The sequence below is a fragment of the Gluconacetobacter sacchari genome (genome assembly GCF_014174255.1).
Classification (GTDB): domain Bacteria; phylum Pseudomonadota; class Alphaproteobacteria; order Acetobacterales; family Acetobacteraceae; genus Gluconacetobacter; species Gluconacetobacter sacchari.
In genome coordinates, this window is the sequence record NZ_JABEQJ010000031.1 from 15838 (window position 1) to 42540 (window position 26703).

20 protein-coding genes are annotated in these 26703 nt (G+C 66.5%); 3 read left to right on the top strand and 17 right to left on the bottom strand.

The features are described 5' to 3' along the window. Positions 1-246: 246 nt before the first annotated feature. The 3 genes from HLH48_RS18365 (at position 247) to HLH48_RS18375 (ending at position 3667) form a co-directional block, all read left to right on the top strand. The gene (locus tag HLH48_RS18365; RefSeq protein ID WP_246387512.1) at positions 247-1647 is read left to right on the top strand and encodes an APC family permease; all 1401 of its coding nucleotides are present in this window, start codon (positions 247-249) and stop codon (positions 1645-1647) included. A 102-nt stretch (positions 1648-1749) separates the two neighbouring features. Next, complete coding sequence (gene hemB / locus HLH48_RS18370) at positions 1750-2745, top strand: porphobilinogen synthase (protein ID WP_182998934.1); 996 nt, start codon at positions 1750-1752, stop codon at positions 2743-2745. A gap of 142 nt (positions 2746-2887) precedes the next feature. Beyond that, the gene (locus tag HLH48_RS18375) at positions 2888-3667 is read left to right on the top strand and encodes an arginyltransferase (protein ID WP_182998935.1); all 780 of its coding nucleotides are present in this window, start codon (positions 2888-2890) and stop codon (positions 3665-3667) included. 26 nt (positions 3668-3693) lie between these two features. Here the strand turns inward: HLH48_RS18375 and parC are convergent, their stop codons facing one another. The 17 genes from parC to nuoG form a co-directional block, all read right to left on the bottom strand. After that, on the bottom strand, positions 3694-5913 hold the full coding sequence (parC, locus tag HLH48_RS18380) for a DNA topoisomerase IV subunit A (protein WP_182998936.1): 2220 nt from the start codon (positions 5911-5913) through the stop codon (positions 3694-3696). A 79-nt stretch (positions 5914-5992) separates the two neighbouring features. After that, a complete protein-coding gene (recO, locus tag HLH48_RS18385) occupies positions 5993-6736 on the bottom strand; it encodes a DNA repair protein RecO (RefSeq protein WP_182998937.1) in 744 nt (247 codons plus the stop codon). 42 nt (positions 6737-6778) lie between these two features. Then, on the bottom strand, positions 6779-7684 hold the full coding sequence (tsf, locus tag HLH48_RS18390; RefSeq protein ID WP_182998938.1) for a translation elongation factor Ts: 906 nt from the start codon (positions 7682-7684) through the stop codon (positions 6779-6781). Between the two features lie 119 nt (positions 7685-7803). After that, positions 7804-8592: a 30S ribosomal protein S2 gene (gene rpsB, locus HLH48_RS18395; protein WP_182998939.1), complete on the bottom strand. Its 789-nt coding sequence runs from the start codon at positions 8590-8592 to the stop codon at positions 7804-7806. A gap of 182 nt (positions 8593-8774) precedes the next feature. Then, positions 8775-12203, bottom strand: a complete 3429-nt coding sequence (gene dnaE / locus HLH48_RS18400; RefSeq protein ID WP_182998940.1) for a DNA polymerase III subunit alpha — start codon at positions 12201-12203, stop codon at positions 8775-8777. A 150-nt stretch (positions 12204-12353) separates the two neighbouring features. Further along, the gene (locus HLH48_RS18405; RefSeq protein WP_182998941.1) at positions 12354-13043 is read right to left on the bottom strand and encodes an ABC transporter ATP-binding protein; all 690 of its coding nucleotides are present in this window, start codon (positions 13041-13043) and stop codon (positions 12354-12356) included. Continuing rightward, positions 13036-14286, bottom strand: coding sequence for a lipoprotein-releasing ABC transporter permease subunit (locus HLH48_RS18410; protein WP_182998942.1), 1251 nt, complete (start codon positions 14284-14286; stop codon positions 13036-13038). Before HLH48_RS18410 ends, HLH48_RS18405 begins: the two co-directional genes overlap by 8 nt. 3 nt (positions 14287-14289) lie before the next feature. Further along, positions 14290-15606: a proline--tRNA ligase gene (gene proS, locus HLH48_RS18415; protein WP_182998943.1), complete on the bottom strand. Its 1317-nt coding sequence runs from the start codon at positions 15604-15606 to the stop codon at positions 14290-14292. Positions 15607-15884: 278 nt separating this feature from the next. Next, a complete protein-coding gene (locus HLH48_RS18420; RefSeq protein WP_182998944.1) occupies positions 15885-17531 on the bottom strand; it encodes a ribonuclease J in 1647 nt (548 codons plus the stop codon). Between the two features lie 258 nt (positions 17532-17789). After that, positions 17790-18575: a biotin--[acetyl-CoA-carboxylase] ligase gene (locus HLH48_RS18425; RefSeq protein ID WP_182998945.1), complete on the bottom strand. Its 786-nt coding sequence runs from the start codon at positions 18573-18575 to the stop codon at positions 17790-17792. Further along, positions 18572-19996 (bottom strand): NADH-quinone oxidoreductase subunit NuoN, encoded by a 1425-nt coding sequence (gene nuoN, locus HLH48_RS18430; protein ID WP_182998946.1) that lies wholly within the window; start codon positions 19994-19996, stop codon positions 18572-18574. The genes HLH48_RS18425 and nuoN overlap by 4 nt, the downstream gene beginning before the upstream one ends. A 23-nt stretch (positions 19997-20019) precedes the next feature. Beyond that, a complete protein-coding gene (gene nuoL / locus HLH48_RS18435; RefSeq protein WP_182998947.1) occupies positions 20020-21960 on the bottom strand; it encodes an NADH-quinone oxidoreductase subunit L in 1941 nt (646 codons plus the stop codon). A 7-nt stretch (positions 21961-21967) separates the two neighbouring features. Then, positions 21968-22291, bottom strand: coding sequence for an NADH-quinone oxidoreductase subunit NuoK (nuoK, locus tag HLH48_RS18440; protein ID WP_182998948.1), 324 nt, complete (start codon positions 22289-22291; stop codon positions 21968-21970). Next, complete coding sequence (locus HLH48_RS18445) at positions 22288-23052, bottom strand: NADH-quinone oxidoreductase subunit J (protein ID WP_182998949.1); 765 nt, start codon at positions 23050-23052, stop codon at positions 22288-22290. The genes nuoK and HLH48_RS18445 overlap by 4 nt, the downstream gene beginning before the upstream one ends. A gap of 60 nt (positions 23053-23112) precedes the next feature. Further along, positions 23113-23601 (bottom strand): NADH-quinone oxidoreductase subunit NuoI, encoded by a 489-nt coding sequence (gene nuoI / locus HLH48_RS18450; protein ID WP_182998950.1) that lies wholly within the window; start codon positions 23599-23601, stop codon positions 23113-23115. Continuing rightward, a complete protein-coding gene (gene nuoH / locus HLH48_RS18455; protein WP_182998951.1) occupies positions 23601-24626 on the bottom strand; it encodes an NADH-quinone oxidoreductase subunit NuoH in 1026 nt (341 codons plus the stop codon). The genes nuoI and nuoH overlap by 1 nt, the downstream gene beginning before the upstream one ends. Positions 24627-24632: 6 nt before the next feature. Continuing rightward, complete coding sequence (gene nuoG / locus HLH48_RS18460; protein ID WP_182998952.1) at positions 24633-26699, bottom strand: NADH-quinone oxidoreductase subunit NuoG; 2067 nt, start codon at positions 26697-26699, stop codon at positions 24633-24635. Positions 26700-26703 lie beyond the last annotated feature (4 nt).

The following is a 26703-nucleotide window of genomic DNA, read 5'->3' on the forward strand; positions in this document are numbered from 1 at the left end:
GTGCAACGCTTTCGTCAGCCCCTGGAACGGTTCCAATGGCCCTCGCCCGCGCGTCATTGCAATTTGTCGCATTCTAGCGTCTTCAAGCCAGCGAGGCCACACATCGAATAGCCGACAGTCCTCCGCCGGCCGCCCCGCGACCCGGTTTGCTTCCGTCCGACATCCCTTTTCCAGGAGACGCCCTGCATGGCGCAGCCGCCCGCCACTCGCTTCAGTTCAAGCCTGCTCCGCCGCAAACGAATCGAAATGCCCGCCGACAGCCAGGGCCTGCGGCGGGTCCTCGGCCCGGCCAGCCTGATCGCGCTGGGCATCGGCTGCACCATAGGCGCCGGCCTGTTCTCGCTGACCGGCATCGCCGCGTCGGAAAATGCGGGGCCGGCGGTGGTGCTGTCCTATATCGTCGCCGCGATCGCCTGCGGCTTCGCCGGACTGTGCTACAGCGAGCTGGCCAGCATGATCCCCATCGCCGGCAGCGCCTACAGCTACGCCTACATGGCGCTGGGCGAGGTCGTGGCCTGGATCATCGGCTGGGACCTGGTGCTGGAATACGCGGTCGGCGCCGCCGCCGTGTCGGTCAGTTGGTCCCGTTATGTTGCGTCCCTGCTCGGCAGTTGGGGGATCTCCCTCCCGCCCCGATTGCTGGCGTCGCCCTTCGAAAGCGTGGTGCTGCCCGACGGCAGCCATGTCGCGGGGCTGATGAACCTGCCCGCGGCCTTCATCATCTGCGTCGTCTCGGCGCTGCTGATCCGCGGCGTTTCCGAATCGGCGCGGGTCAACGCCGTCATCGTGGTGGTCAAGCTCGCGATCATCGTCGCCGTGATCGCGTTCGGCGTGCCGTATATCAAGACGGCGAACTACGTGCCCTTCATCCCGGCCAATACCGGCACATTCGGCCATTTCGGCCTGTCGGGCATCATGCGGGCGGCCGGCACCATCTTCTTCGCCTATGTCGGCTTCGACGCCGTCTCCACCGCGGCGCAGGAGGCCCGCAACCCCGGGCGCGACATGCCGATCGGCATCCTGGGCAGCCTGCTGATCTGCACCGTCGCCTATGTCCTGTTCTCGCTCGTGCTCACCGGGCTGGTAAATTACAAGGACATGCTGGGCGACGCGGCACCGGTCGCCACCGCCATCGACCAGACACCCTTCGCCTGGCTGAAACTGGCGGTGAAATGCGGCATCATCTGCGGCTTCACCTCGGTCCTGCTGGTGCTGCTGCTGGGACAGAGCCGCGTCTTCTACGCCATGGCGCGCGACGGCCTGCTGCCGCGCCTGTTCGCCTCCATCCACCCGACCTGGCGCACGCCCTGGTATTCCAACCTGCTGTTCATGGTCCTGACCGGGTCGCTGTCGGCATTCCTGCCGATCGACCAACTCGCCCACATGACCTCCATCGGCACATTGCTGGCCTTCGTCATCGTCTGCATCGGCGTCATGTTCCTCCGCCGCAGCGCCCCGGACATGGAGCGCCGCTTCCGCGTGCCGGGCGGCCCGGTCATTCCCCTCCTCGGCATCGTCTGCTGCATGGCGGTCATGCTGTCGCTGGACGGGCTGACCTGGGTGCGACTGGCGATCTGGCTGGTCGTCGGCATGGTGATCTATTTCGGCTACAGCCGGCGCAACAGCCACCTGGCCCCCGATAGCTGACCGGCGGCGGGGCGCCGGGGCATAGCCCCCCGGCGCCCACGCATCTGGCCACCCCGGTGAACGCGTTCCATAATGAAGCGGTCATTTCCGGAGACCGCAACCATGACGCTCGGCCAGTTTCCCACCACCCGCCTGCGCCGCAACCGCCAGGACCCGTTCACCCGCCGCCTGGTCGCCGAGACGAAACTGACGGTCGACAATCTGATCTGGCCGATCTTCGTCATGGAAGGCACCGACAGCCAGACCGACGTGGCGTCGATGCCCGGCGTCCGCCGCGTGACGCTGGACCGGCTGGCCGCCCATGTCGAACCGGCGGCGAAGCTGGACATTCCGGCCCTCGCCCTGTTCCCGATCACCCCCACCTCCGCGCGGGACGAAAAAGGGTCCGAGGCTGTCAATCCGGACAATCTGATGTGCCGCGCCGCCCGGCTGCTGAAGCGCGAATTTCCTGAAATCGGCCTGATCGGCGACGTGGCGCTGGACCCCTACACCGACCACGGCCATGACGGGCTGATCCAGGACGGCTACGTGGTCAATGACGCATCCGTCGCGGTCCTGTCGCGACAGGCGGTCAATCAGGCGGCGGCGGGCATCGACATCATCGCTCCGTCCGACATGATGGACGGTCGCATCGGCGCTATTCGCCGCGACCTCGATGCCCAGGGTCTGCTCGACACGAGGATCATGTCCTACGCCGCCAAATATGCCAGCGCGTTCTACGGCCCGTTCCGCGACGCCCTGGGCTCGGGCGGCCTGCTGAAAGGCGACAAGAAGACCTATCAGATGGACCCGGCCAACAGCGACGAGGCCCTGCGCGAGGTGGCGCTGGACCTGGCCGAGGGCGCGGACATGGTGATGGTCAAGCCGGGCATGCCCTATCTGGACATCATCCGCCGCGTCCACGACCGTTTCGCGGTGCCGACCTTCGCCTACCAGGTGTCGGGCGAATACGCGATGCTGACCGCCGCGATGGAAAATGGCTGGCTGGACCCGGAGCGCACGATGCTGGAAAGCCTGCTGGCCTTCCGCCGCGCCGGCGCCAGCGGCGTGCTGACCTATTTCGCCGTGGAGGCCGCGCGCCGCCTGCGCGACGGCTGACCGTCGGCAGGTCAAAAATCGTCATGTCCGGCGCGGTTTGTGATGCAAGGCGTCCGCTTTGCCGTTAGCATCGGGCTGAACCGCTGCCTCGCGACGTTCCAGGGTACGTGTCCGGGGCCGCCGAAGCCTGTCGAGGAGGCGTATGACCTACACATCGCCGCGTCGTCCGCAGCTTTTCTACACGACCGCTCCCATGCCGTGCCCCTATATTTCCGGCCGCATGGAACGCAAGGTCGTGACCGACATCGGCGGCCCGGACGCCGAGCGGCTGCATAACCGCCTGTCCCGCGCCGGATTCAGGCGCAGCCATACCATCGCCTATGCGCCGGTCTGTCCGTCGTGCAACGCGTGCGTGCCGATCCGGATCCCGGTCGCCACCTTCAGCCCGGACCGCACGCAGCGCCGCACCCTGCGCCGCAACGCGACGATCGAGGGGTTCGAGGTCCCGGCCCATGCCACCACCGAGCAATTCGTCCTGTTCCAGCGCTACCAGTTCGCCCGCCACGCGGAAGGCGACATGGCGGCGATGAATTTCTACGATTACCGCGCCATGATCGAGGATACGCCGGTCGATACGGCGATGGTCGAATTCCGCAACCAGGAAGACCAACTGGTCTGCGTCAGCCTGATCGACCGGCTGGATGACGGATTGTCGGCGGTCTACAGCTTCTACGACCCCGGCATGGAAAGCCGTTCGCTGGGGTCCTACGCCATCATGCACCTGATCGCCCATGCCGGCCGCCTGGGCCTGCCCTATCTCTACCTTGGCTACTGGATCCGCGACAGCGCCAAGATGGCCTACAAATCCCGCTTCCACCCGGCGGAAATCCTCCACCACGGCACGTGGGGGCCCCTCGACCTGGGCAACCTGCCCGCCGACGGCAGCAACGCGACCCGTTTCCCGGCCGGCCTCCCGGACTAGGAACGGGGGCCGGCCCCCCACCCGACCTAAGCCTTCGGCTTGGGCTTCCGGGTCGCCCAGGCCGGGGCCGCGCGGCCGACATCGGCCCGCTTGCCCAGATACTCGCGAAACTCGGCGAAGGCACGCACCCGCGCCGGGTCGGGCCATGCCACCCCGCCCGTCGAGGACAGGATGCACGCATCCAGCAGCCCGCCATCCTTGTATTTCTGCAAGGCCACGCCCAGTCCCCGCGCCATTTCCGGCAATTGCGCCACAGGAAAGACCAGCATGCGGTGATTCCGGCCCAACACCACCACATGGTCGCCTTCGACCGGCAGGCAGATCCGCGCGCTCTCGTCGTCTTTCAGGTTCAGCACCTGCCGCCCGGTCCGCTTCTCCGCCACCATGTCCTCGTCACGCACCAGCAGGCCACGCCCGGAACTGGAGGCCAGCAGATGCCGCGCGCCCTCGCGCACCGGAAACACCGCCACCACGTCCTCGTCGTTCGACAGGTCGGCCAGCAGGCGGATCGGCTGGCCGTCGCCCCGGCCACGCGGCAGATCGGCCGCCCGCACCGTAAAGGCCCGCCCATCGGTGGCAAAGAAGCACAGCCGATCGGTGGACTGGCATTCGACCGCCAGGCGGAACCTGTCGCCTTCCTTGAATTTCTGCGCTCCCGGGTCGACCGCATGGCCCTTGACGGTCTTCACCCACCCGTTGGCCGACAGGATCATGGTCAACGGCTCGCGCTCCACGGCCTCGACCACCGACACATCGATCGCGCGCGGCGGGGCCGCCAGTTCGGTCCGCCGCGCGCCCAACGCACCGCTCCCGAAGGCCTTGCGGATCTCCCTGATCTCCCCGGTGATCGTCTTCCAGCGCAGGGCGTCGCTCGCCAGCAGGGCATTCAGCCCGGCACGCTCGGCGGTCAGGTCGGCATGATCCTTGCGGATCTCGATCTCCTCCAGCCGGCGCAGGCTGCGCAGGCGCATGTTCAGGATCGAATCCGCCTGCAACTCGCTCAGCGAGAACGCGGCCATCAGCCCGGCCTTCGCATCGTCCTCCTCGCGAATGATCCGAATCACCTCGTCGAGATTCAGATAAACCGCCAGGAACCCTTCCAGGATCTCCAGCCTGCGGTCCACCGCCTGCAACCGGTGGCGGCTGCGCCGTTCCAGCACCTCGTGCCGATGATCCAGCCAGGCTTGCAGCACCTGTCGCAGATCGCGCACGCCCGGCACCCGGTCGGCCCCCAGCACGTTCATGTTCAGGCCGAACCGGCTCTCCAGCGGCGTGGCGCGGAACAACGTCTCCATCAGCACCTCGGGCTCGACGCTGCGCGTCTTCGGCTCCAGCACCAGGCGGATGTCGGTAGTACTCTCGTCGCGGATATCGCCCAGAAGCGGCAGCTTCTTCTGCTCCATCAGGTCGGCGATCAACTCGATCAGGCGCGATTTCTGCACCTGGTACGGAATTTCCGTCACCACGATCTGCCAGGTGCCGAACCGGCCCTGCTCGACGGCCCACCGCGCGCGAATGCGCATGCTGCCGCGCCCGGTCTCGTACGCCTGCACCAGCGTCTCGCGATCCTCGACGATCACGCCGCCGGTCGGAAAATCCGGGCCCGGCATCAGGGCCAGCAGATCGGCGACGCTGGAGTCGGGCTTGCGCACCAGCAGCATCGCCGCGTCGCAGATCTCGCCCACATTATGGGGCGGAATGTTGGTGGCCATGCCGACCGCGATCCCCGCCGCGCCATTGGCTAGCAGGTTGGGAAAGGCCGCCGGCAGCACCACCGGCTCCTCTTCCTCGCCATCATAGGTCGGGCGGAAATCGACCGCGTCCTCGTCGATCCCCTGCAACAGCGCCCGCGCGACCTCGGTCATCCGGGCCTCGGTGTAGCGCATCGCCGCAGCGTTATCGCCGTCGATCGAGCCGAAATTCCCCTGCCCCTCGACCAGCGGGTAGCGCACGGCGAAATCCTGCGCCAGCCGGACCAGCGCCTCATAGACCGAGGCATCGCCATGGGGATGATATTTACCGATGACGTCACCCACGACGCGGGCGCATTTCTTGAACCCCGATGTCGGGTCCAGGCGCAATTGCCGCATCGCAAAGATCATCCGCCGATGCACCGGCTTCAGCCCGTCGCGCACATCGGGCAGCGACCGCGACATGATGGTGGACATCGCATAGGCCAGATAGCGCACGCTCAACGCGTCCGCGAGGGGGGTCTCCTCGATATGGCCACTGGTTTCCACTGACATGCGCACTCCTCCTGTCCGGAGGAACAGATAGAGAAAATGCAGGATTTGTCCATCACGCGGATGGCGGTGCCAGCCGCGCTCAGTCCGGCTCCGCTCCGATCATGTCCGCCAGCCGCAGCCGCGCCGCCGGCAACGGCCGATGATGCTGGCCAAAGGCATCGCGCGCCAGGAAATGCCCGGTCAGCCGCAATCCGTCCCGCCAGTCGGCACGCGTGCCGGGATCGGACTCGTCCAGGAACAGGCCAGGCAGCCGCAGCAGGCGCGGCCGCCACGTCCCCGCCCCCGAATCGCTGACGGCGCGCCCCGTGCGGGGCGACACCCACGCCAGCCCCTCCGTCGCCCCGGTCACCGCACAGGCCGACAGATCGAGGCCATAGCCCAGGTCGGCCAGCAGACTGGCCTCCCACCGCAGCAGCGCGGCCATGCCGTTCCACGCCGCCATTTCCGGGTCCAGGCTGATCAGGGCAAAGAAACGGGTCAGCAAATCGAAGATGCGCGGATGCGGCTCGCGCTCCGGCAGGCTGCCATCGGCCACGGCACAGACCGAGGCCAGCATGGCCAGCGCCAGTGGGGCGGACATCACGCGCGCCGCGGACCCATGCACCAGTTCGCCGGACAGATTGCCCAGTTGCTCGGGCAAACGCCCGCGCCACACGGCCCGGACCAGATTGCCGGGCTGCCACAACGCCCGCCCGGCGCGCGCGGCCCCGCCGCGCGACAGGCCGTGGAACAGCCCATGCTCCTCGGTCAGCAGATGAATGATGGCGCTGCTCTCGCCATAGGGGGCGGCAGACAGCACAAGGGCGGGCGCCTCCCATTCCATCAGGAAGGCCCCGCCCCGTTCATGCCCTATGCCCGGCGCAAATCAGCCGCCGGCCGCCTTCGCGACTTCGGCGGCGAAGTCGTTCTCTTCCTTCTCGATTCCCTCACCGAGCTGGAAGCGCTCGAAGCCGGCCAGCTTGGCGCCCGCCTTCTCGACGATCTTGCGCACACGGCTCTCGCCGTCATGCACCCACACCTGCTCCAGGAGAACGACTTCCTCGTAGAACTTGCGGATCCGGCCCTCGACCATCTTGTCGATGATCGCCTCGGGCTTGCCCGACGCCCGTGCCTGCTCGACCAGCACCGCGCGCTCACGCTCCAGCGACGCCGGATCGACACTGTCGATATCCAGCGCGGCCGGGCGGGTCGCGGCGACATGCATGCCGATCTGGCGGCCCAGCGTCTCCAGCGCCTCGCTCTCCGACGGCGCCTCGATGGCGGCCAGGACGCCGATCTTGCCCAGGCCCGGACGCACGGCCGAATGGATGTAGCTGGCCACGACGCCCGACGGCACGCTCAGCACGCGGGCGCGGCGGATCGACATGTTCTCGCCGATGGTCGCGATCAGGTGCGTCAGTTCCTCGGCGACCGTGCGGCCGCTGTCCAGCACGACTGCCTTGATCTTCTCCAGGTCTTCGCCGGCGACCAGCGCGGCCTTCGCCACGGCCTCGACAAAGCCCTGGAAACTCTCGTTCCGGGCGACGAAATCGGTCTCGGCATTCACTTCGACGATGGCGGCACGGTTCGGGGCCGCGGCCACGGCGACCAGACCTTCGGCCGTGACGCGGCCCGACTTCTTCGCCGCGGCGGCCAGGCCCTTCTTGCGCAGCCAGTCGATGGCCGCCTCGATCTCGCCGGCGGCCTCGTTCAGGGCCTTCTTGCAATCCATCATGCCGGCGCCGGTCTTCTCACGAAGTTCCTTCACCAGAGCCGCGGTAATCTCCGCCATATCCGTCTCTCCTCAAGGCAGGGGCGCGTCCTGCCTCGAGGCCGGACGCGCCCGCGCTTTCATCTTCAACAAGACCCCGCCCCGCAGGGGCCGGGGTCCTTCCAGGCGACCCGCCGGGATCAGACCGCCGGAGCGGCCTCGACTTCCGCGGCCGCCACTTCGGCGGCCGTGTCGATCGGCAGTTCCTCGGCGGCGCCGAAATCCTGGCCCGACGCACCCAGCTCGGCCGAAATACCATCCAGCACCGCGCCCGACACCAGCTCGCAATACAGGGCGATGGCGCGGATGGCGTCGTCATTGCCCGGGATCGGATAGGTCACGCCGCGCGGGTCGGAATTGCTGTCCAGGATCGCCACGACCGGAATGCCCAGCTTGTTGGCTTCCTCGACCGCCAGCTTCTCCTTGTTGGTGTCGATCACGAACAGGATGTCGGGCAGGCCGCCCATCTCCTTGATGCCACCCAGCGACCGCTCCAGCTTCTCGCGATTGCGGGTGATGTCCAGGATTTCCTTTTTCGTCAGGCCGTGCGTGTCCCCGCCCAGCATGTCGTCGATCTGGCGCAGGCGCTTGATCGAACCGGTGATGGTCTTCCAGTTCGTCAGCATGCCGCCCAGCCAGCGATGGTTGACGTAATACTGGCCGGACCGCTTCGCGGCTTCGGCGATCTGGTCGGCGGCGGCGCGCTTGGTGCCGACGAACAGCACGCGGCCACCACCGGCGACGGTGTCACGGATCGCCTTCAGGGCGCGGTCCAGCATCGGGACGGTCTGCTGGAGGTCGATGATATGGACCTGGTTGCGCACACCGAACAGGAACGGCGCCATACGGGGGTTCCAGCGGCGGGTATGGTGTCCGAAATGGACGCCGGCTTCCAGCAGTTGGCGCATGGTGAAATCGGGCATAGCCATGGCGGCTGTATCCTTGGTCTTCTGGTTGGTCCTCCGCGAGGCCCCGGTCCCGCAAGGGGACACCAGAGGAACAGCCTCGCGTGCGAATTGCCGGTATTTCCACCGACGGGCGTCCTATGGCCATTTTCGCCGCATATTGCAAGCGCGGCGGGGCGGAAAACCGCCGCATGTCGGCCAGCCTGTCATCCCTGCTCGACGCGCGCGACCCCCGCCACGGCCCGGATCGCCTGCGCCATGCGCGGCGTCACGCGATAGGCACCGCGCAGCGTCACCTCGACATCCCGCGTCTCCGCCACCGACGGCAGCAGGATCACGCGGCCCCGCCCGCCCCGGCTGTCGGCCAGGATGTCATAGATCGGCGACACCGCCTCCTCACGATCGAACCAGATACGCAGTTCCGCCGCCGCATCCGCCGCCGCCTGCTCCAGCGATACCACGTCGCTGGCGGTGATGCGCAGCGCCTCGCCATCCAGACGCAGATCCGCCGTCACCAGGATCGCCGTGCCGGCGGTCAGGATCTCGCGGGTGCGCGAGAGCACCTCGGAAAACAGCGTGACCTCGCACCCGCCGCTGGAATCCGACAGGCGAACCCACGCCATCTTGCTGCCGGTCCGCGTGGGCCGTTCCTTGCGGTCCACCACGCACCCGGCGATCTTCACCCGCGTCACCCCGGCCTGCGCCGCCGCCTCCAGCCCCGTCGCCCGAACCGCGCCCAGCCGGCGCAGCAACGGCCCGTAGGAATCCAGCGGATGCGCGGTCAGATGAAAGCCGATCGCCTCGGCTTCCATCCCCAGCCGCTCGAATTCCGGCCAGTCCGCCACGTCGGGCAGCCGCAGGGGCTCGGCCGCCGCCGCCGCGCCGCCACCGCCGAACAGGCCGATCTGCCCGCTGGCCGCTTCCTCCGCCTGCGCGTTCGCCCGGCGCAGCACGGTTTCCGCCGCCGCCGCGACCAGATGCCGGTTGGGGGTCATGGTGTCGAAGGCCCCCGCCTTGGCCAGGTTCTCGACCTGCATCTTGTTCAACTGGCGCGGATCGACCCGCGCCGCCAGATCGGCCAGATCGGCGAACGGCCGCCCGCCCCGCGACGCCACCAGCGCCTCCATCGCCGAAAACCCGACCTTCTTCACGGCCGCCAGCGCATAGCGAATGCCCAGCCGCCCATCCCCTAGACGCTCGACGGTAAAATCCGCGCCCGACGCATTGATATCGGGCGGCAGCACCGGAATCCCCAGCCGCTCGGCCTCCTGGCGCAACGCCGCCAGCTTGTCGGTCTTTTCCCGCGCCAGCGACATGCACGCCGCCAGGAAGGCCACCGGATGGTTCGCCTTCATCCACGCCGTCTGGTACGATACCAGCGCATAGGCGGCGGCATGGGATTTATTGAAGCCGTAATCCGCGAACTTGGCCATCAGGTCGAAGACCTCGACCGCCTTCTCCCGGTCGATGCCGCGTCTCACCGCGCCTTCGGTAAAGATCTCGCGCTGCGTGTCCATCTCCGCGCGGATCTTCTTGCCCATGGCGCGACGCAGCAGGTCGGCACCGCCCAGGCTGTAGCCCGCCATCTTCTGGGCGATCTGCATCACCTGCTCCTGATAGACCATGATGCCGTAGGTCTCTTCCAGGATCGACCGGATCTCCTCGTGCGGCGGCTCCCACGCCTCGCCATGCTTGCGGCGACAGTAATCGGGGATATTGGCCATCGGCCCCGGCCGATAGAGCGCCACCGCGGCGATCAGATCCTCCAGCCGCGTCGGGCGCATCTGCTTCAGAACGTCGCGCATGCCAGCGCCTTCGAACTGGAACACGCCGCCCGTGTCGCCGCGCGCCAGCATCTCGTAGGTCAACGCGTCGTCCAGCGGCAGGGCGGACAACTCCACCGTTTCGCCCAGCCCCTTGAGAAACTGCACCGCCCGCTGAAGAATGGTCAGTGTGGTCAGACCCAGGAAGTCGAACTTCACCAGCCCCGCCTGCTCGACGAACTTCATGTTGTACTGCGTCACCAGCATGTCGCTCTTGGGGTCGCGATACAGCGGCACCAGTTCGACCAACTGGCGGTCCCCGATCACCACGCCGGCGGCATGCGTGCTGGCATGGCGATACAGCCCCTCAAGCTGCTGGCCGATCTCCAGCAGCCGGCGGATCGCCTCGTCGTCGTCGCGCATCTCCTGCAAGCGCGGCTCGCCCTCGATCGCCTGCTTCAGGGTCACGGGCTTGGCCGGGTTGTTCGGAATCAGTTCCGCGACCTTGTTGACCATGCCGAACGGCAGGCCCAGCACGCGGCCCACGTCGCGCACCGCCGCCCGCGCCTGTAATTTTCCAAAGGTGATGATCTGCGCCACCCGGTCGGGACCATACTCCCCGCGCACGTAGCGGATCACCTCGTCCCGTCGATCCTGACAGAAATCGATATCGAAATCCGGCATCGACACGCGCTCGGGGTTCAAAAACCGCTCGAACAGCAGGTTGAAGGGAATCGGATCGATATCGGTGATCGTCAGCGCCCAGGCGGCCAGCGAGCCCGCGCCCGATCCGCGCCCCGGCCCTACCGGAATGTCATGCGCCTTCGCCCACTGGATAAAGTCGGCCACGATCATGAAATAACCGGGGAAGCCCATCTTCGCGATGATGTCGAGTTCGAAGGTCAGCCGCTCGCGATAGACCTGCCGCGTCGCGTCATCCATCACCATGCGCGCCAGGCGATGCTCCAGCCCCTCGGCCGCCATCGCCCGCAGCGTCTCCTCCTCGGTCGCCCCCGGCTGCACCTTGGGGCACACCGGCAGCAGCGGCTTGCGCGTCTCCACCCGCACCGCGCAGCGCCGGGCGATCGCCAGCGTGTTGTCGCAGGCCTCCGGCAGGTCGGCGAACAGTTCGCGCATCATCCCAGGCGGCTTGAACCAATGTTCCGGCGTCACCCGCCAGCGGTCTCGCTCCGCGATCGTGCGGCCCTGCGCGATGCACAGCAGCGCATCATGCGCCTCGTACATCCCCGGATCGGGAAAGAAACATTCATTGGTCGCCACCAGCGGCAGGCCCAGCCGGTCGGCCAGCGCGATCATCCCCGGCTCCACCGCCTGCTCGACCGGCAGACCATGGCGATGCAACTCCACCGCCAGCCGGTCGCCAAACGCCTCGCGCACCGTTTCCAGCCACCGCGCCGCCTCCGCCTGCTGCCCGTCGGCCAACAGGCGAAACAGCGGCCCCCGCGTCCCGCCGGTCAGCAGGATCAGCCCTTCGGCACGCGCACACAGCGTCTCCAGCGTCACGGTCGGCTCGGCGGTATCGCCCTGCAAAAACCCCTGCGAGGACAGATATTGCAGGTTCATCAGCCCAATATCATCCTGCGCCAGCAGCACCACTGGCTCGGCCGGCAGGCCGGGCTTGTCCCCGCGCGGCGGCAGGCCGATCTGGCAGCCAATGATCGGCTGCACCCCCTTGCCCGAGCAATATTGCGAAAATTCCAGCGCCCCGAACAGATTGCCGGTATCGGTGATCGCCACCGCCGGCATCCGCATATCCTTCGCCAGCCCGGCGATATCCGGCACCCGAATCGCCCCCTGGCTCAACGAATAGGCGGAATGGACACGAAGATGGACGAAATCGGCATGGGACATGCCAGGGATGCTATCACAAGGTCCGTCGTTCTTTTTTGAAAAAAAGAACCAAAAAACGTCCGATCCGTTCAGGAGCTTTTTGCTTGCGCCCCGCGACGCCCCGAACGAATCAAAAGTCTTTCTGCTTCTTTTTCTTCAGGAAAAGATGCCTCACGTATCGACCAGCCGCCCATCGCGCAACGTCACCACCCGATCCATCCGTGCCGCCAGTTCCTCGTTATGCGTCGCGATCAGCGCCGCCACCTCCTGCCCCCGCACCATATGCACCAGCTCATCGAACACGGCACCGGACGTCCTCACGTCCAGATTCCCCGTCGGTTCGTCGGCCAGCAGGATTCCCGGCCGATTGGCCAGGGCCCGGGCGATCGCCACGCGCTGCTTCTCGCCACCCGACAGGCGCCCGGGCAGATGGTCCAGCCGATGCGCCAGCCCGAACGAACCCAGCAGCGTCTCCGCCCGCACCCGCGCATCGGCGCGGCGCGCGCCCGCGATCAGTTGCGGCAGCACCACATTCTCTCGCGCCGTGAATTCGGGCAGCAGGTGATGCGCCTGATAGACGAAGCCGATCATCCGGCGGCGGATCGCCGTCCGCTCCAGATCGCCCAGCCGGCCGGCATCCCGCCCGCCGACGACGACCTGCCCGGCATCGGGCGATTCCAGCAGTCCGGCCAGATGCAGCAGGGTCGACTTGCCGGTGCCCGAAGGCGCGACCAGCGCCACGATCTCACCGGCCCGCAGGGTCAGGTCCACGCCCCGCAACACGTCCAGCCTCTCGTCGCCGCTGCGAAAGGTGCGCCGCACGTCGCGCAGCACCAGCGGGCTCCCGGCGGCGTCACTCATGACGCAGGGCCTCCACCGGATCGGTTCGCGCCGCGCGCCAGGACGGATAAAGCGTCGCCAGCAACGAAAGCACCAGCGCCATGACGATCACCTCGAACACCTGCGGCCAGACCAGCTTCGCCGGCAGGCGCTCCAGGTAATAGATTTCCGGATTGAACAGGTTGGTTCCCGTCAACGATTGCAGAAACTGGCGGATCCGCTCGATATTCAGGCAGAACACGATCCCGATCGCCGTGCCGATCACCGTCCCCGTCACCCCGACCGAGGCCCCGCACATCAGGAAGATGCGCATGATCGCGCCCCGCGTGGCCCCGATGGTGCGCAACACCGCGATATCCCCGGTCTTGTCCTTCACCATCATGATCAGCGACGAAATCACGTTGAACGCCGCCACCAGCACGATCAGCGTCAGGATCAGAAACAGCACGTTCTGCTCCACCTGCACCGCACCGAAGAAGGCGTTGTTGGTCTGCGTCCAGTCCAGCACCCGCACCCTGGGGTCCGAGACGACCGCCTGTTCGATCGCCTGACGCACCGGCCGCACATTCGTCGGATCCCGCGTCATCACCTGGATCTGCGTCACCTGCCCCGGCATCTCGAAATAGATCTGCGCCGCCGCCAGCGGCAGGAACACATAGCCCACATTATAGTCGTTCATGCCGGCATCGAAGATGCCCACCACATGATAGGCGCGGATGCGCGGCATCATGCCGAACGGCGTCGCCGCCCCGTTGGGCGAGATCAGCGTGATCTTCGATCCCACCGACAGTCCCGCCCGCTCCGCCAGCGTCACCCCGATGATGATCGCATCATTGCCGACAAATTTGTCCAGCGATCCGGCAACCAGCGAGTCGCTGACTTCGTGCAGGTCGCGCAGGCCCTGCATGGTCATGCCCCGCACCATGCCGCCCGCGTTGTACGAACCGGAATTGAGCAGCGCCTGCCCCTCGATCAGCGGCGTCGCGGTCACCACTCCGGGCACCTGGCGCACGGTCGCGGCCAGATCGTCATAATTCCCGATGGTCCGGCTCACGCCGAACAGGCTCAGGTCACCGTTCAGCCCGAGGATCCGCCCCATCAGGTCGGCCTTGAACCCGTTCATCACCGACATGACGATGATCAGCGTCGCCACGCCCAGCGCGATCCCGACCAGCGAGAAGATGGCGATGACCGATACGAACCGCTCGCCCTTGCGGGCGCGCAGATACCGGCCGGCAACCGCCCGTTCGAACGGACCGAACATCGATCAGCCCCCGAGAATACGCGCCAGGGCCTCGTCCACCGACAGTTCGACGCGCGTGCCGTCGGCGCGGCGCTTCAGCTCCACCACGCCCTCCTTGGCGCCGCGCGGCCCGACGATGACCTGCCACGGATGGCCCATCAGGTCGGCATCGGCGAACTTCACCCCGGCGCGCTCGCCCCGATCGTCATACAGGAACGCCTCGGGCGCGGCGCCATGGATCGTCTCGCAGATGGCGTCGCAGGTCGCATCGCCGGACTTCAAATTCAGGATTGCGGCCCGGAACGGCGCCACACTGTCGGGCCAGATGATGCCGTTCTCGTCATGGCTGGCCTCGATGATCGCGGCCACCAGGCGCGAAACGCCGATCCCGTAAGACCCCATTTCCGGATAGAGCGGCGCGCCATCCGGTCCGCTGACGGTAATCCCCATCGATTCGGTATATTTGCGACCGAAATGGAAGATATGGCCGACCTCGATCCCCCGCCCCTCGCGCCGGCGTTCGGCCGGCACGTCCGCCCAGGCGGCCTCGTCGTGCTTTTCGTCCGTCGCGGCATAGAACGAGGTCATGCGGGTAAAGAACGCCTCCAGCGACGCCCGGTCGTCGATATCCACCGGCTCCGACAGCCAGTCCTGCGCCTCGAACCCGCTGTCGAAGAAGACGCCGCTTTCGCCCGTCGGCGCCAGGATCAGGAATTCATGGCTCAATTCGCCGCCGATCGGCCCGGTATCGGCCACCATCGGGATCGCCTTCACGCCCAGCCGCTGGAACGTGCGCAGATAGGCCAGCATCATCCGCCGATAGGAATCGACCGCCGAGGCATAATCGGCATCGAAGCTGTAGGCATCCTTCATCAGGAATTCGCGCCCGCGCATCACGCCGAAACGCGGCCGCACCTCGTCGCGGAATTTCCACTGGATATGATATAGCGCCTGCGGCAGTTCCCTATAGGATTTGACCACCTGGCCGAACAGGTCGGTGATCATCTCCTCGTTGGTCGGTCCGTACAGCAGTTCGCGCTCGTGCCGGTCCTGGATGCGCAGCATTTCCGGACCATAGGCATCATAGCGGCCCGACCGGCGCCAAAGATCCGCCGACTGGATCGTGGGCATCAGCAGTTCCTGCGCCCCGATCGCGTCCTGCTCCTCGCGCACGATGCGCGCGATGTTCTGCAAGACGCGCAATCCCGCCGGCAACCAGGCATAGATCCCCGCCGCCGTCTGGCGGATCAGCCCAGCCCGCAACATCAGCCGGTGGGAAACGACCTGCGCCTCGGCAGGATTCTCCTTGAGAGTGGGCAGGAAGCCGCGCGACAGACGCATACCGTTATCAACCTCGAAAAACCGGCGCAGCGCCGGGTGGATCGTTACTCAGGACAAGGTGAATACGCCAGAATCCGCGCCGCCGCCATGTCCGGCCGACAACACCCAACTGTGAAGGGCCGAAGCCGCCCCGACCCGTGACAGGGCCGGCCAGGACTCATACAGTGCGCCCACCCAATCCGGAGAAACGCCGGGTTTAGGGAAAAAACGTCCGGGGCCGGCAGAAAGGGCGACATGACCTTTCTGCCGCAACCTTCCGGCGGCCCCTTTTGCAGGTCCTAGACCCGCAGCAGATGAACGTCGACCAGCGGCCGCTTCTGCAATTTCCGCCCCAGCGCCCTGCGCAGCGCCGTCTTCGCCGCCTCGCGGAACGTATTGTCGTCCCGACGCAACTCATCGGGGATCTCGTCCAGCGCGTCGCCGAATTCCTCGGTCAGGCGCGTCGTCTCGGGGTCCTCGGGGTCCAGCAGGCCAGGCGCGCTCACCTTCGGATCACCGATCAGATAGCCTTCGTCATCCACCGCGAAGCTGCCCATCACGATGCCGTTGAACAGCATGCGCCGGCGCGCCGCCAGCACGCCGCCATTCATCGGCAGCAGCCGCCCGCCATCCAGCACCAGCCGGCCGGTCGGCGCGGTATCCACGACCTCGACCGTTCCCGGCGCCAGGTTCAGGATGTCGCCATCCTCCAGCAGGATCGGCAACACGCCCTTTTCGCGCGCGATGGCGGCATTGGCGGTCAGGTGGCGCCATTCGCCATGCACCGGCACGGCAAAGCGCGGCCGCACCAGGTCGAACAGCCGCCGCACGTCGCCGCCCGTGGCATGGCCCGACACATGGACCAGATGATCGCGATCGGTCAGCACCCGCACGCCGCGGCGCGTCAGGTTATCCTGCACCTGCATCACCGCCTGCTCGTTGCCCGGGATCATGCGGCTGCTGTAGATGACCGTATCCCCCTGGCCCAGCGAGATATTGGGGTGGCTGTCGCTGGCGATGCGCGACAGCGCCGAACGCGGCTCGCCCTGGCTGCCGGTGATGATCATCACCACCTCGTCATCGGGCAGCGAATTGGCTTCCTGCTCCGACAGAAAGGGCGGCACATCGGCCAGGTAGCCGCATTCCCGCGCCGCCACGTCCAGATTGCGCAGCGACCGGCCAACGATCACCACCGACCGGCCGGCCGCCTGGGCGGCCTTGGCGACGGTCTCGATGCGGGCCACGTTGCTGGCGAAGCAGGTCACGGCGATACGCCCGCTCAACGAGGCGATCAGGTCGGTCATGCTCCGCCGCACATCGGATTCCGAGGCCGACGGCCCCTGGGTCATCACGTTGGTACTGTCGCAGACCATGGCCAGCACGCCCTCGTCGCCGAGGGCCTCGAAGGCCGCGACGTCGGTGGGCGGTCCCACCATCGGCTGGGGGTCGAACTTCCAGTCGCCGGTATGGACGATGATGCCATACGGCGTACGCAGCACCACCGCCTGGGCCTCGGGCACGGAATGCGTCACCGGAATGAAGCGCAGGTCGAACGGCCCGACATGAAAGGCGCCGCCGGGCGCGATGACATGGATCTTCACCTGCTGCTGTAGATGCGCCTCGCTCAGCTTGCGGCGCAGTACGGCGGCGGCAAAGGGCGTGGCATAGATCGGACAGCCGAGGCGTGGCCACAGATGGGCGACCGCCCCCAGATGGTCCTCATGCGCGTGGGTAATCACCAGCCCCGCCAGATCGGCCTTCCGGTCGACGATAAAGACCGGGTCCGGCATCAGGATCTCGGCTTCCGGCGTGTCGTTGCCGGAAAAGCCGATGCCGCAATCGATCGCCAGCCAGGTGGAACCCAGCCGGTAGAGATTCAGATTCATGCCGATCTCGCCCGTTCCGCCCAGAGGCAGAAAGGCCAGACCATCATTGGTGTCGCTCATAACCTATCCTTTTGTACCAACACGAATCATGAGGAGGAAAACAGCCTCCCCACGGGAATATGCAAATATGGGTACGGTCCGCATGGCCCTCCACGGGCGCGCCGGCATTTCCCCGCGCGGACGGCAATCCCGTCCGCCAGACATCCACGCCCCACCCGGGGGCAATCCCGCCGCGCGGCCCGCGCGATCGGAGCCGGGAACTCCCTGTTCCCGCTCGACGATCGTCGGACCGACGCGCCCCTAAACCCTGACCGGCCGTCAGGTTCCCCTGCTCCCGGACGCCCCTGCGGCATCGCGGTCCAGCAGCAGGATCTCGCCGGTCGAAATCCGTCTCAGCCCCTCGGCACAGCGCAGCAGGAGCATCCCCTGCTCGTCCAGACCGACGAACGAACCTTCTACCTGCCCGCTTTCGCCGCGCACCACAAGCCTGGTACCCGCAGGGTGGGCGCGCTCCAGCCATGCTGCCCTCAGCGATTCGAACCCGTCCGCGCGCCACACCGCCTGCCATCGATCCAGTTCGACGCAGATCGCACGGGCCAGAATCTCAGGATCCGGGGCGGTGCCAAACGCGGCGACGCAGGCCAGGGTCCGCCCGGCAATCGACGGCGCGGCACGCAGGTTCGCCCCGAACCCGATGACCAGCCACCGCCCCCTGGCATCGTTCCCGCTCTCGATCAGGATGCCGGCGGTCTTGTCCCCCCCCAGCAGCAGGTCGTTGGGCCATTTCAGCCGCAACAGCGCCGGATCGCGAATCCAGGGCAGAATCGCCCCATGAAAGGCCAGCCCGGCCACGAACGGCCACAGCCCCACCGCGCCGTCCGCCTCGCCGGGGCGCAGCAGGACCGACAAGGCAAGATTGCCGCCAGGGTCCTGCCAGTCGCGCCCCCGGCTGCCCCGGCCCCCGGTCTGGCGCCGGGCCATGATCGCCAGTCCCGCCTCCGCCCCCTGCCCGGCCGCCGCGATGCAGCAGTCGGAGGTCGAGCCCAGTTCGTCATGAACGTCCAGACGCCAGGCGACAGCCCCCGGCGCCGATCGTACCGTCACCTGAACAGGGCCTGCGCCGCGGCCTCGGCCGCCGTCGAAACCGGCCCCAGCACGATCAGGAACCCGGCGGTCGCGATCCCCATCCCGACCGAGACGAAGGACAGCGACAGCGGCCGCCGATCCAGCGGCGCCGCCGCCTCGTCGAAGAACATCACCTTGATGACGCGCACATAATAATAGGCACCGATCACGCTGCTGACGACACCGACCGCCGCCAGCCCGAACAGGTGCGCGTTCACCGCGGCATAGAACACCAGCATCTTGCCGAAGAACCCGGCCATCGGCGGCGCGCCGACCATGCTGAACATGAAGATCGCCATCGCGGTGGCCAGCCCTGGATCGGTGCGGTTCAATCCGGCCAGATCGGCGATCCGCGTCACCGCGCGCCCCTTGCGGCGCATGGCGATGATAACGGCGAAGACCCCGACATTCATCAGCAGATAGGTGGTCAGATAAACCAGCGTGCCGCGCATGCCCTCCTCGGTGCCGGCGGACAGGCCCATCAGCGCGTAGCCCATATGCCCGATCGACGAATAGGCCATCAGCCGCTTGATGTCGGTCTGCGGAATGGCCGCCAGCGACCCGAACAGCATCGAGACGATCGCAATGGCCTCGATCAGGATCTGCCATTGCGGCGAAACATGGCCGAACGGCCCCGCCATCACCCGCAGCAACAGCGCGAAGGCCGCGATCTTCGGCGCCCCGGCCATGAAGGCCGTCACCGGGGTCGGCGCGCCCTGATAGACATCAGGCGTCCACATATGGAACGGCACCGCCGACAGCTTGAAGGTCAGGCCCGCCAGCATGAACACGATGCCGATCATCAACCCCATCGGCACGGCGGAGGTCGCACTCAGCGCGGTCCGGATGGCACCATATTCCATGGTGCCGGCAAATCCGTAGACCAGGGCCGAACCATAGAGCAGCAGTCCCGACGCCAACGATCCGAGCACGAAATATTTCAGCCCCGCCTCGGCCCCCCGCACATCGTCCCGCGCGAAGGCGCAGAGGATGTAGATGGCCAGCGACGACAGTTCCAACCCGATGAACAGCGTCATCAGGTTGCCCGACGACGCCATCATCATGGTGCCAAGGGTCGAGAACAGCAGCAGGACCGGAAATTCGAACCGCTCGATCTTCATCTCCCGCGCATAGCCGACCGTCAGCACCGTCGTCAGCGCCCCGCCCGCCAGACTGAGGATCTTCATGAAGCGGGCGAAGCTGTCATTGATGAAGATGTGGTTGTAACCGATCCCGTCGGGCGACATCACGACCAGGAACGCGGTCAGGGCGAAGGCGCCGATGCTCAGCATGGAGCAGGAGAGAAAGGGCTGTTCCTTCTTCTGCACCACCCCGAAGACGAGGATCGCGAGGCCGCACAGCGCCAGGACGATTTCCGGCAGAGCAAGTGTCCAGTTCATCGGTTCAAACCCGTTCCCGGAGATCAATGGAAGACCAGCAGGGTGGAGACGAGCACCACCAGGCCGATCAGCATCGTGAAGGCATAGATCGCGATCGAACCGGTCTGGGTCCGCACCGCCTGGGCGGCGGTCCCCGCCGTCACCCGGGCCAGGCCGTGGGGAATCCCCTCGATCACCTCCTCGTCCACACCTTTCCACAGCAGGGTGGCGAGGGCGCGATACGGCCGGATGAACAGATGGTCGTACAGTTCGTCGAAATACCATTTGTTCAGCAGGAACAGATAGATCGGCCGCAGGCTGGCCGCCAGCGACACCGGGACGCCGGGGCTGGCCACATAGCACAGATAGGCCACCAGAATACCCAGCACGCCAGCAACGGTCGGCACCAGCGCAATCAGTTCCGGCGTCTGTTCCAGCGTCGCGATGATGGTGTTGCCCGGCGCGTTCACGATCGCCCCGTTCCAGAACGCTTCCTGGCCCGCGCCGATATAGTACGGCGCCAGCAGCAGGCCGGCCAGCACGGCGCCGATCCCCAGCAGCACCAGCGGCACCGTCATCCAGGCCGGGCTTTCATGCGCGCCCTCATGCAGGTGCGCCTCGCGCGGCGCGCCATGGAACACCAGGAAGATCAGCCGCCAGCTATACAGGGCGGTGATGAAGGCGGTGACGCAGCCCAACGTCCAGCCATAGAAGCCCAGGCCGCTATGCGCCATCCACGTGGCTTCCAGGATCGCATCCTTGGACCAGTAGCCGGCGAAGGGGAAGATGCCGGCCAGGGCCAGGCTGCCCACCCACATCGCGCCATAGGTCAGCGGAATCTTCTTCCACAACCCGCCCATGCGGAACATGTCCTGCTCGTCATGCACGGCATGGATGACCGAACCCGCGCCCAGGAACAGCAGCGCCTTGAAGAAGGCATGCGTCGTCAGATGGAAGACCGATGCCTGATACGCCCCGGCCCCCACCGCCATGAACATGTAGCCAAGCTGCGAACAGGTGGAATAGGCGATCGTGCGCTTGATATCCGGCTGCACCAGCCCGACCGTGGCGGCGAAGAAGCAGGTCGTCGCCCCAATGAACAGGATGAAGGCCTTGGTATCGGGGGCGAACTCCACCAGCGGCGACATCCGCGCCATCAGGAACACCCCGGCCGTCACCATGGTCGCCGCATGGATCAGGGCCGAGACCGGCGTCGGGCCCTCCATCGCGTCCGGCAGCCAGGTGTGCAGGAAAAGCTGCGCCGACTTGCCCATCGCGCCGATAAACAGCAGCAGGCAGATCGTCTCATAGATCCGGTGCGTGCCGAACAGCGTATAGGTATCGTCGCCATGCGCGGGCACCAGCGCGAAGATATTGTCGTAGGTGACCGAGCCGAATTCGACGAACAGCAGCGCGATCCCGACCATGAAGAACAGATCGGCCACGCGATTGACCACGAAGGCCTTGATCGCGGCGGCACAGGCGCTGGGCCGGTCGTACCAGTAGCCGATCAGCAGATAGCTGGCCAGGCCCACGCCCTCCCAGCCGAAGAAGAGCTGGATCAGGTCGTTCGACGTCACCAGCATCAGCATGGCGAAGGTGAACAGCGAGAGATACGAGAAGAACCGATAGGTCGGGATCGTCTCGTGCCCCATGTAGCCGACGCTGTAGACATGCACGAGGGCCGAGACCAGCGTCACCATGGCGACCATGGACAATGACAGCGTATCCAGCCGCAGCGTCCAGGCGGCATGGAAGCTGCCGGCGCGGATCCAGTCCGCCAGTTGCACCACGACCGGCATGCCGCCGGCATGCATCGCCGTAACCAGCGCGCCACCGGCGCACAGGGCTGCGATGAGCATGACGGAAGTGGTCAGCGCCTTGGCCGGCCCGTCGCCCATCACCCGCCCGAACAGCCCCGCCACCACGCAGGCGAACAGGGGGCCGAGGACCGCGATCTCGAAAAGGATGGATGCCGTCTGCATGGCCCGCTCAGCCCTTCATCATGGTGACGTCGTCGACCTCGATCGACCCGCGATTGCGGAAATAGACCGTCACGATCGCCAGCCCGATAGCGGATTCCGCCGCCGCGATAGTCAGGACGAACAGGGTGAAGACCTGCCCGGACAGATCGCCGAGTGCCGAGGAAAACGCGACGAAATTCAAATTCGCCGACAGCAGGATCAGCTCGATCGACATCAGGATGATGATGACGTTCTTGCGGTTCAGAAAGATGCCGAACACGCCCAGAACCAGCAGGATGGCGCTGACCGTCAGATAAGGCCCGATGCCGATGCTTCCCAGTCCGCCGGTCATTGCGCCAGCCCTCCATGATTGTCGGCGCCGTGCCCGCCCCGCTGGGTCTCATGGGCCGGAGTGGCCTGGGGCACGGGCTCGGCCGTCACCCCGTACGATCCGGGCACCGACGCGATGTAGTAGGAACGTTCCGGCCGGCGGAAACCGCCATTGGCCGTCACCCCCTGCCCCAGCGGCACGGTCATCATGGCCAGCGTATCCGCCGCGGTGCGCTCGTGCTGCCGCTCGATATTCTGCCTGCGCCCCATCGGCCGTTCGCGCAGCGTCAGCACGATGGCGCCGATCATCGCGACCAGCAGCACAAGGCCGCACGATTCGAACAGGAAGACGTAGTGCGTGTACAGCACGTCACCCAGGGCGGCCGTATTGGTCCGGCCCGGCGCCGCCACCACATGCGGCACGGAGGCGATGTCCTGCGCCACCCGCCAGTGGCTGAAGGCCAGCGCCAGTTCCGCCAGCAGCACCAGCCCCACGGCCGCGCCAAAGGGGGCGTAGCGCTGCAATCCCTCGCGCATCTGCGCGAAGCGGACATCGAGCATCATCACCACGAACAGGAACAGCACCGCGACGGCGCCGACATAGACGATGACCAGGATCATCGCCAGGAACTCGGCGCCCGCGACCAGGAACAGACCCGCCGCATTGAAGAAGGCCAGGATCAGGAACAGCACGGAGTGAACGGGATTCCGCGCGCTGACCACCATTCCGGCCGACAGGATCAGCACCGTCGCGAACACGTAGAAGACGATTTGGGTCATCATCGGTGACCTTCCTGCCGCATGGCTCTTTTCTCCCGCTGCCGCACTGTCCCGGCCTCCCCCTCAGCGATAGGGCGCATCGAGTTCCAGCCGCCGCGCCAGGACGCTTTCCCAGCGGTCGCCGTTGGCGAGCAGCTTGTCCTTGTTGTACATGAGTTCTTCCCGCGTCTCGGTCGCGAACTCGTAATTCGGCCCCTCGACGATCGCGTCGACCGGGCAGGCTTCCTCACACAGCCCGCAATAGATGCATTTCGTCATGTCGATGTCGTAGCGCGTGGTGCGCCGCGACCCGTCATCGCGCGGTTCGGATTCGATGGTGATCGCCTCCGCCGGGCAGGCCGCCTCGCACAGCTTGCAGGCAATGCAGCGCTCCTCGCCGTTCGGATAGCGGCGCAGCGCATGCTCGCCACGAAAACGCGGCGACAGCGGTCCCTTCTCGTAGGGATAGTTGATCGTCACCTTGGGCTTGAAGAAAGCCCGCAGCGTCGCCCCCATGCCGGCCACCAGTTCGGCCAGCAGAAAGGAACGGACCGTTCGGTCGAGAGTGCCCATCAGCTCGCTCCTCCCTGGGGCAGCAGCCCGGTCGCCATCAGGAAACCCGCCGTCAGCACCATCCACACCAGCGAGAGCGGGAGGAACACTTTCCACCCCAGCCGCATCAACTGGTCGTAGCGGTAACGCGGGAACGTCGCGCGCACCCAGATGAAGACGAACAGGCAGAACAGGATTTTCGCGATCAGCCACAGCGGCCCCGGTATCCAGGTAAAGGGCGCGATCCCGATCGGCGGCAGCCAGCCACCGAGGAACAGGATGCTGACCATTCCCGACATCAGGAACATGTTGGCATATTCGCCGAGGAAGAAGAGGCCGAAGGCAAGCGCCGAATACTCGACGAAAAAGCCGGCCACCAGCTCGCTCTCGCCCTCGGGCAGATCGAACGGCGCGCGATTGGTTTCCGCCAGCGCCGAGATGAAGAAGATGATGAACATCGGGAACATCGGCAGGCAGAACCACACATGGCGCTGCGCCAGCACGATATCGTTGAGGTTCAGGCTCCCCACCGCCAGCAGCACCGACACGATCACCAGGCCGATCGACACCTCGTACGACACCATCTGCGCCGCCGCGCGCAGCCCGCCGAGAAAGGCGTATTTCGAATTGGACGCCCAGCCCGCGATCAGCACGCCATAGACCCCCAGCGAGGAAATGGCGAGCAGGTACAGCACCCCGACATTGATATCGGCCACCGCCCACCCGTCATTGGTGGGAATGACCGCCCAGGCGGTCATGGCCAGCGAGAAGGTCAGGAACGGCGCAAACAGGAACAGGAAGCGATTGGCCCCCGACGGGATCACGGTTTCCTTGGTCATCATCTTGATCGCGTCGGCGAAGGCCTGCAACACGCCGAACGGGCCATTGACGTTCGGCCCCTTGCGAAGCTGCATCGCCGCCATGACCTTGCGTTCGGCCAGCGTCAGATAGGCCACGCCCAGCAGAAGCGGCACCAGGACGGCCAGCGCCTCGAGGACCGTCAGGATCACCTGGCCGATCAATGTGTGCAGAAAGAAATGCGCCACGTCGCCTTACTCCGCCGCCACGGTCCGGGGATGGACATAGATCCGCGAACACTCGCCCATCGTCGGGCTGGCCCGGCAGATCGGATCCGTCTGATAATAATCGTCGAAGACCGGGCGGAACGGCACCGGCGACACCGCGCCGACCCCCACCGGCCCCGGCAGCGCCGACACGTCCACCTCGTCCAGCCCGCCGATCACCCGGAAGACCGGATTGACCGTGGCCAGCCGCTCGCGCAGCGCCTCCATGGTGTCATAGGGCAGCGTATGCCCCACGACCTCGGAAAACGCCCGCAGGATGCGCCAATCCTCACGCGCGTCGCCGGGCGGCATGACCGCCTGGAACGACCGCTGGACCCGCCCCTCGGTATTCACATACGTTCCCGATTTCTCGGCATAGCTCGCGCCGGGCAGGATCACATCCGCCCGTGCCGCCGCCGCGTCGCCGTGATGGCCCTGGTAGATGACGAAGGTCTCGGGCCCGATCTGCGCGGTATGGAACTCGTCCGCCCCCAGCAGCCACAGCACCTCGACACCGCCGCTCATCATCCCGGCGGCGCTGCGCCCGCCCTTGCCGGGCACCAGCCCCAGATCCAGTCCGGCGACCCTGCTGGCCGCGCGATGCAGGACATTGAAGCCGTTCCATCCGGCACCCACCGCCCCCGTTTCGGCCGCCAGCGCCCAGGCAGCGGCCAGGATGGCCCGCGCATCCGACCGCGTCAGCGCGCCATGCCCGACGATGATCATCGGCTTCTTCGCCGTCTTCAGAACCTCGGCGAAGGGATGCGTGCCATCCCGCAGCGCGGCCAGCACCTCCGGCCCCTCGCCCAGCACGTCCGCCTTGTAGGTCGGGTCGGCCGTCGGCGCGCCGACAAGCCCGACCGGAAAGCCGCCCCTTCCCGCCGAGAGGAAGCGCTTGCGGATGCGCGCGTTCAGCACCGGCGCCTCCTGGCGCGGGATCGACCCCACGACCAGCAGCGCATCGGCCTCCTCGATCCCGGCGATGGTGGTGCCGAAGGTATAATAGGCCCGGTGCGACAGATCATACTCCGCGCCATCCTGCCGGCAGTCGATATTGGGCGACCCCAGCGCCGTCATCAGGTCCTTCAGCGCGAGCATGCTCTCGGCGTCGCACAGATCGCCGGCAATGGCGCCGATCCGCTCACCCGCCACGCCCTCCAGCCGCCGGCCGATCGCCACGAACGCGTCCTGCCACGAGACCGGATGCAGCTTGCCATGCACCCGCACCCAGGGCCGATCCAGCCGGCGATGCTTCAACCCGTCGACCGAAAACCGCCCCTTGTCGGCCAGCCATTCCTCGTTCACCGCGTCATTGACCCGGGGCACCGACCGCAGCACGGCGGTGCCGCGCACATGCAGGCTGATATTGGTCCCTACCGCATCGCTGACATCGATCGAATCCGTCCGCTTCAATTCCCACGGCCGCGCGGTAAAGGCATAGGGTTTGGAGGTCAGGGCGCCCACCGGGCAGATATCGATCAGGTTGCCCGACAGTTCGGATGTCAGCGCCTTCTCGACGTAATTGGTCACTTCCATGTTCTCGCCGCGCGAGACCGCACCCAGTTCGGGCACGCCCGCGATCTCGGTCGCAAAGCGGATGCAGCGCGTACACTGGATACACCGCGTCATCACGGTCTTGACCAGCGGGCCGAGATATTTATCCGTCACCGCGCGCTTGGCTTCGTGATAACGCGAATGATCGGCGCCATAGCCGAACGCCTGGTCCTGTAGATCGCACTCGCCACCCTGGTCGCAGATCGGGCAGTCCAGCGGATGGTTGATCAGCAGGAATTCCATCACCGCCCGCCGCGCCTTGCGCACGATCTCGGTGTCGGTCAGGATCTCCATCCCTTCCCCGACCGGAAAGCCGCAGGACGCCACCGGCTTCGGCGCCCGCACCACCTGCACCAGGCACATGCGGCAATTGCCCGCGACCGACAGGCGCTCATGGAAACAGAAGCGCGGAATTTCCTTGCCGGCCGCCTCGCACGCCTGGAGCGCGCTGGACCCGTTGGGAACGTCCACGACGATCCCGTCGACGGTTACCTTCACCATCGCC

Excerpts from the sequence above, each read along its gene's own strand:
- HLH48_RS18365 (WP_246387512.1), top strand. The coding sequence starts at position 247 with ATGCCCGCCGACAGCCAGGGCCTGCGGCGGGTCCTCGGCCCGGCCAGC.
- hemB (WP_182998934.1), top strand. The coding sequence starts at position 1,750 with ATGACGCTCGGCCAGTTTCCCACCACCCGCCTGCGCCGCAACCGCCAG.
- HLH48_RS18375 (WP_182998935.1), top strand. The coding sequence starts at position 2,888 with ATGACCTACACATCGCCGCGTCGTCCGCAGCTTTTCTACACGACCGCT.
- parC (WP_182998936.1), bottom strand. The coding sequence starts at position 5,913 with ATGTCAGTGGAAACCAGTGGCCATATCGAGGAGACCCCCCTCGCGGAC.
- recO (WP_182998937.1), bottom strand. The coding sequence starts at position 6,736 with ATGGAATGGGAGGCGCCCGCCCTTGTGCTGTCTGCCGCCCCCTATGGC.
- tsf (WP_182998938.1), bottom strand. The coding sequence starts at position 7,684 with ATGGCGGAGATTACCGCGGCTCTGGTGAAGGAACTTCGTGAGAAGACC.
- rpsB (WP_182998939.1), bottom strand. The coding sequence starts at position 8,592 with ATGGCTATGCCCGATTTCACCATGCGCCAACTGCTGGAAGCCGGCGTC.
- dnaE (WP_182998940.1), bottom strand. The coding sequence starts at position 12,203 with ATGTCCCATGCCGATTTCGTCCATCTTCGTGTCCATTCCGCCTATTCG.
- HLH48_RS18405 (WP_182998941.1), bottom strand. The coding sequence starts at position 13,043 with ATGAGTGACGCCGCCGGGAGCCCGCTGGTGCTGCGCGACGTGCGGCGC.
- HLH48_RS18410 (WP_182998942.1), bottom strand. The coding sequence starts at position 14,286 with ATGTTCGGTCCGTTCGAACGGGCGGTTGCCGGCCGGTATCTGCGCGCC.
- proS (WP_182998943.1), bottom strand. The coding sequence starts at position 15,606 with ATGCGTCTGTCGCGCGGCTTCCTGCCCACTCTCAAGGAGAATCCTGCC.
- HLH48_RS18420 (WP_182998944.1), bottom strand. The coding sequence starts at position 17,531 with ATGAGCGACACCAATGATGGTCTGGCCTTTCTGCCTCTGGGCGGAACG.
- nuoN (WP_182998946.1), bottom strand. The coding sequence starts at position 19,996 with ATGAACTGGACACTTGCTCTGCCGGAAATCGTCCTGGCGCTGTGCGGC.
- nuoL (WP_182998947.1), bottom strand. The coding sequence starts at position 21,960 with ATGCAGACGGCATCCATCCTTTTCGAGATCGCGGTCCTCGGCCCCCTG.
- nuoK (WP_182998948.1), bottom strand. The coding sequence starts at position 22,291 with ATGACCGGCGGACTGGGAAGCATCGGCATCGGGCCTTATCTGACGGTC.
- HLH48_RS18445 (WP_182998949.1), bottom strand. The coding sequence starts at position 23,052 with ATGATGACCCAAATCGTCTTCTACGTGTTCGCGACGGTGCTGATCCTG.
- nuoI (WP_182998950.1), bottom strand. The coding sequence starts at position 23,601 with ATGGGCACTCTCGACCGAACGGTCCGTTCCTTTCTGCTGGCCGAACTG.
- nuoG (WP_182998952.1), bottom strand. The coding sequence starts at position 26,699 with ATGGTGAAGGTAACCGTCGACGGGATCGTCGTGGACGTTCCCAACGGG.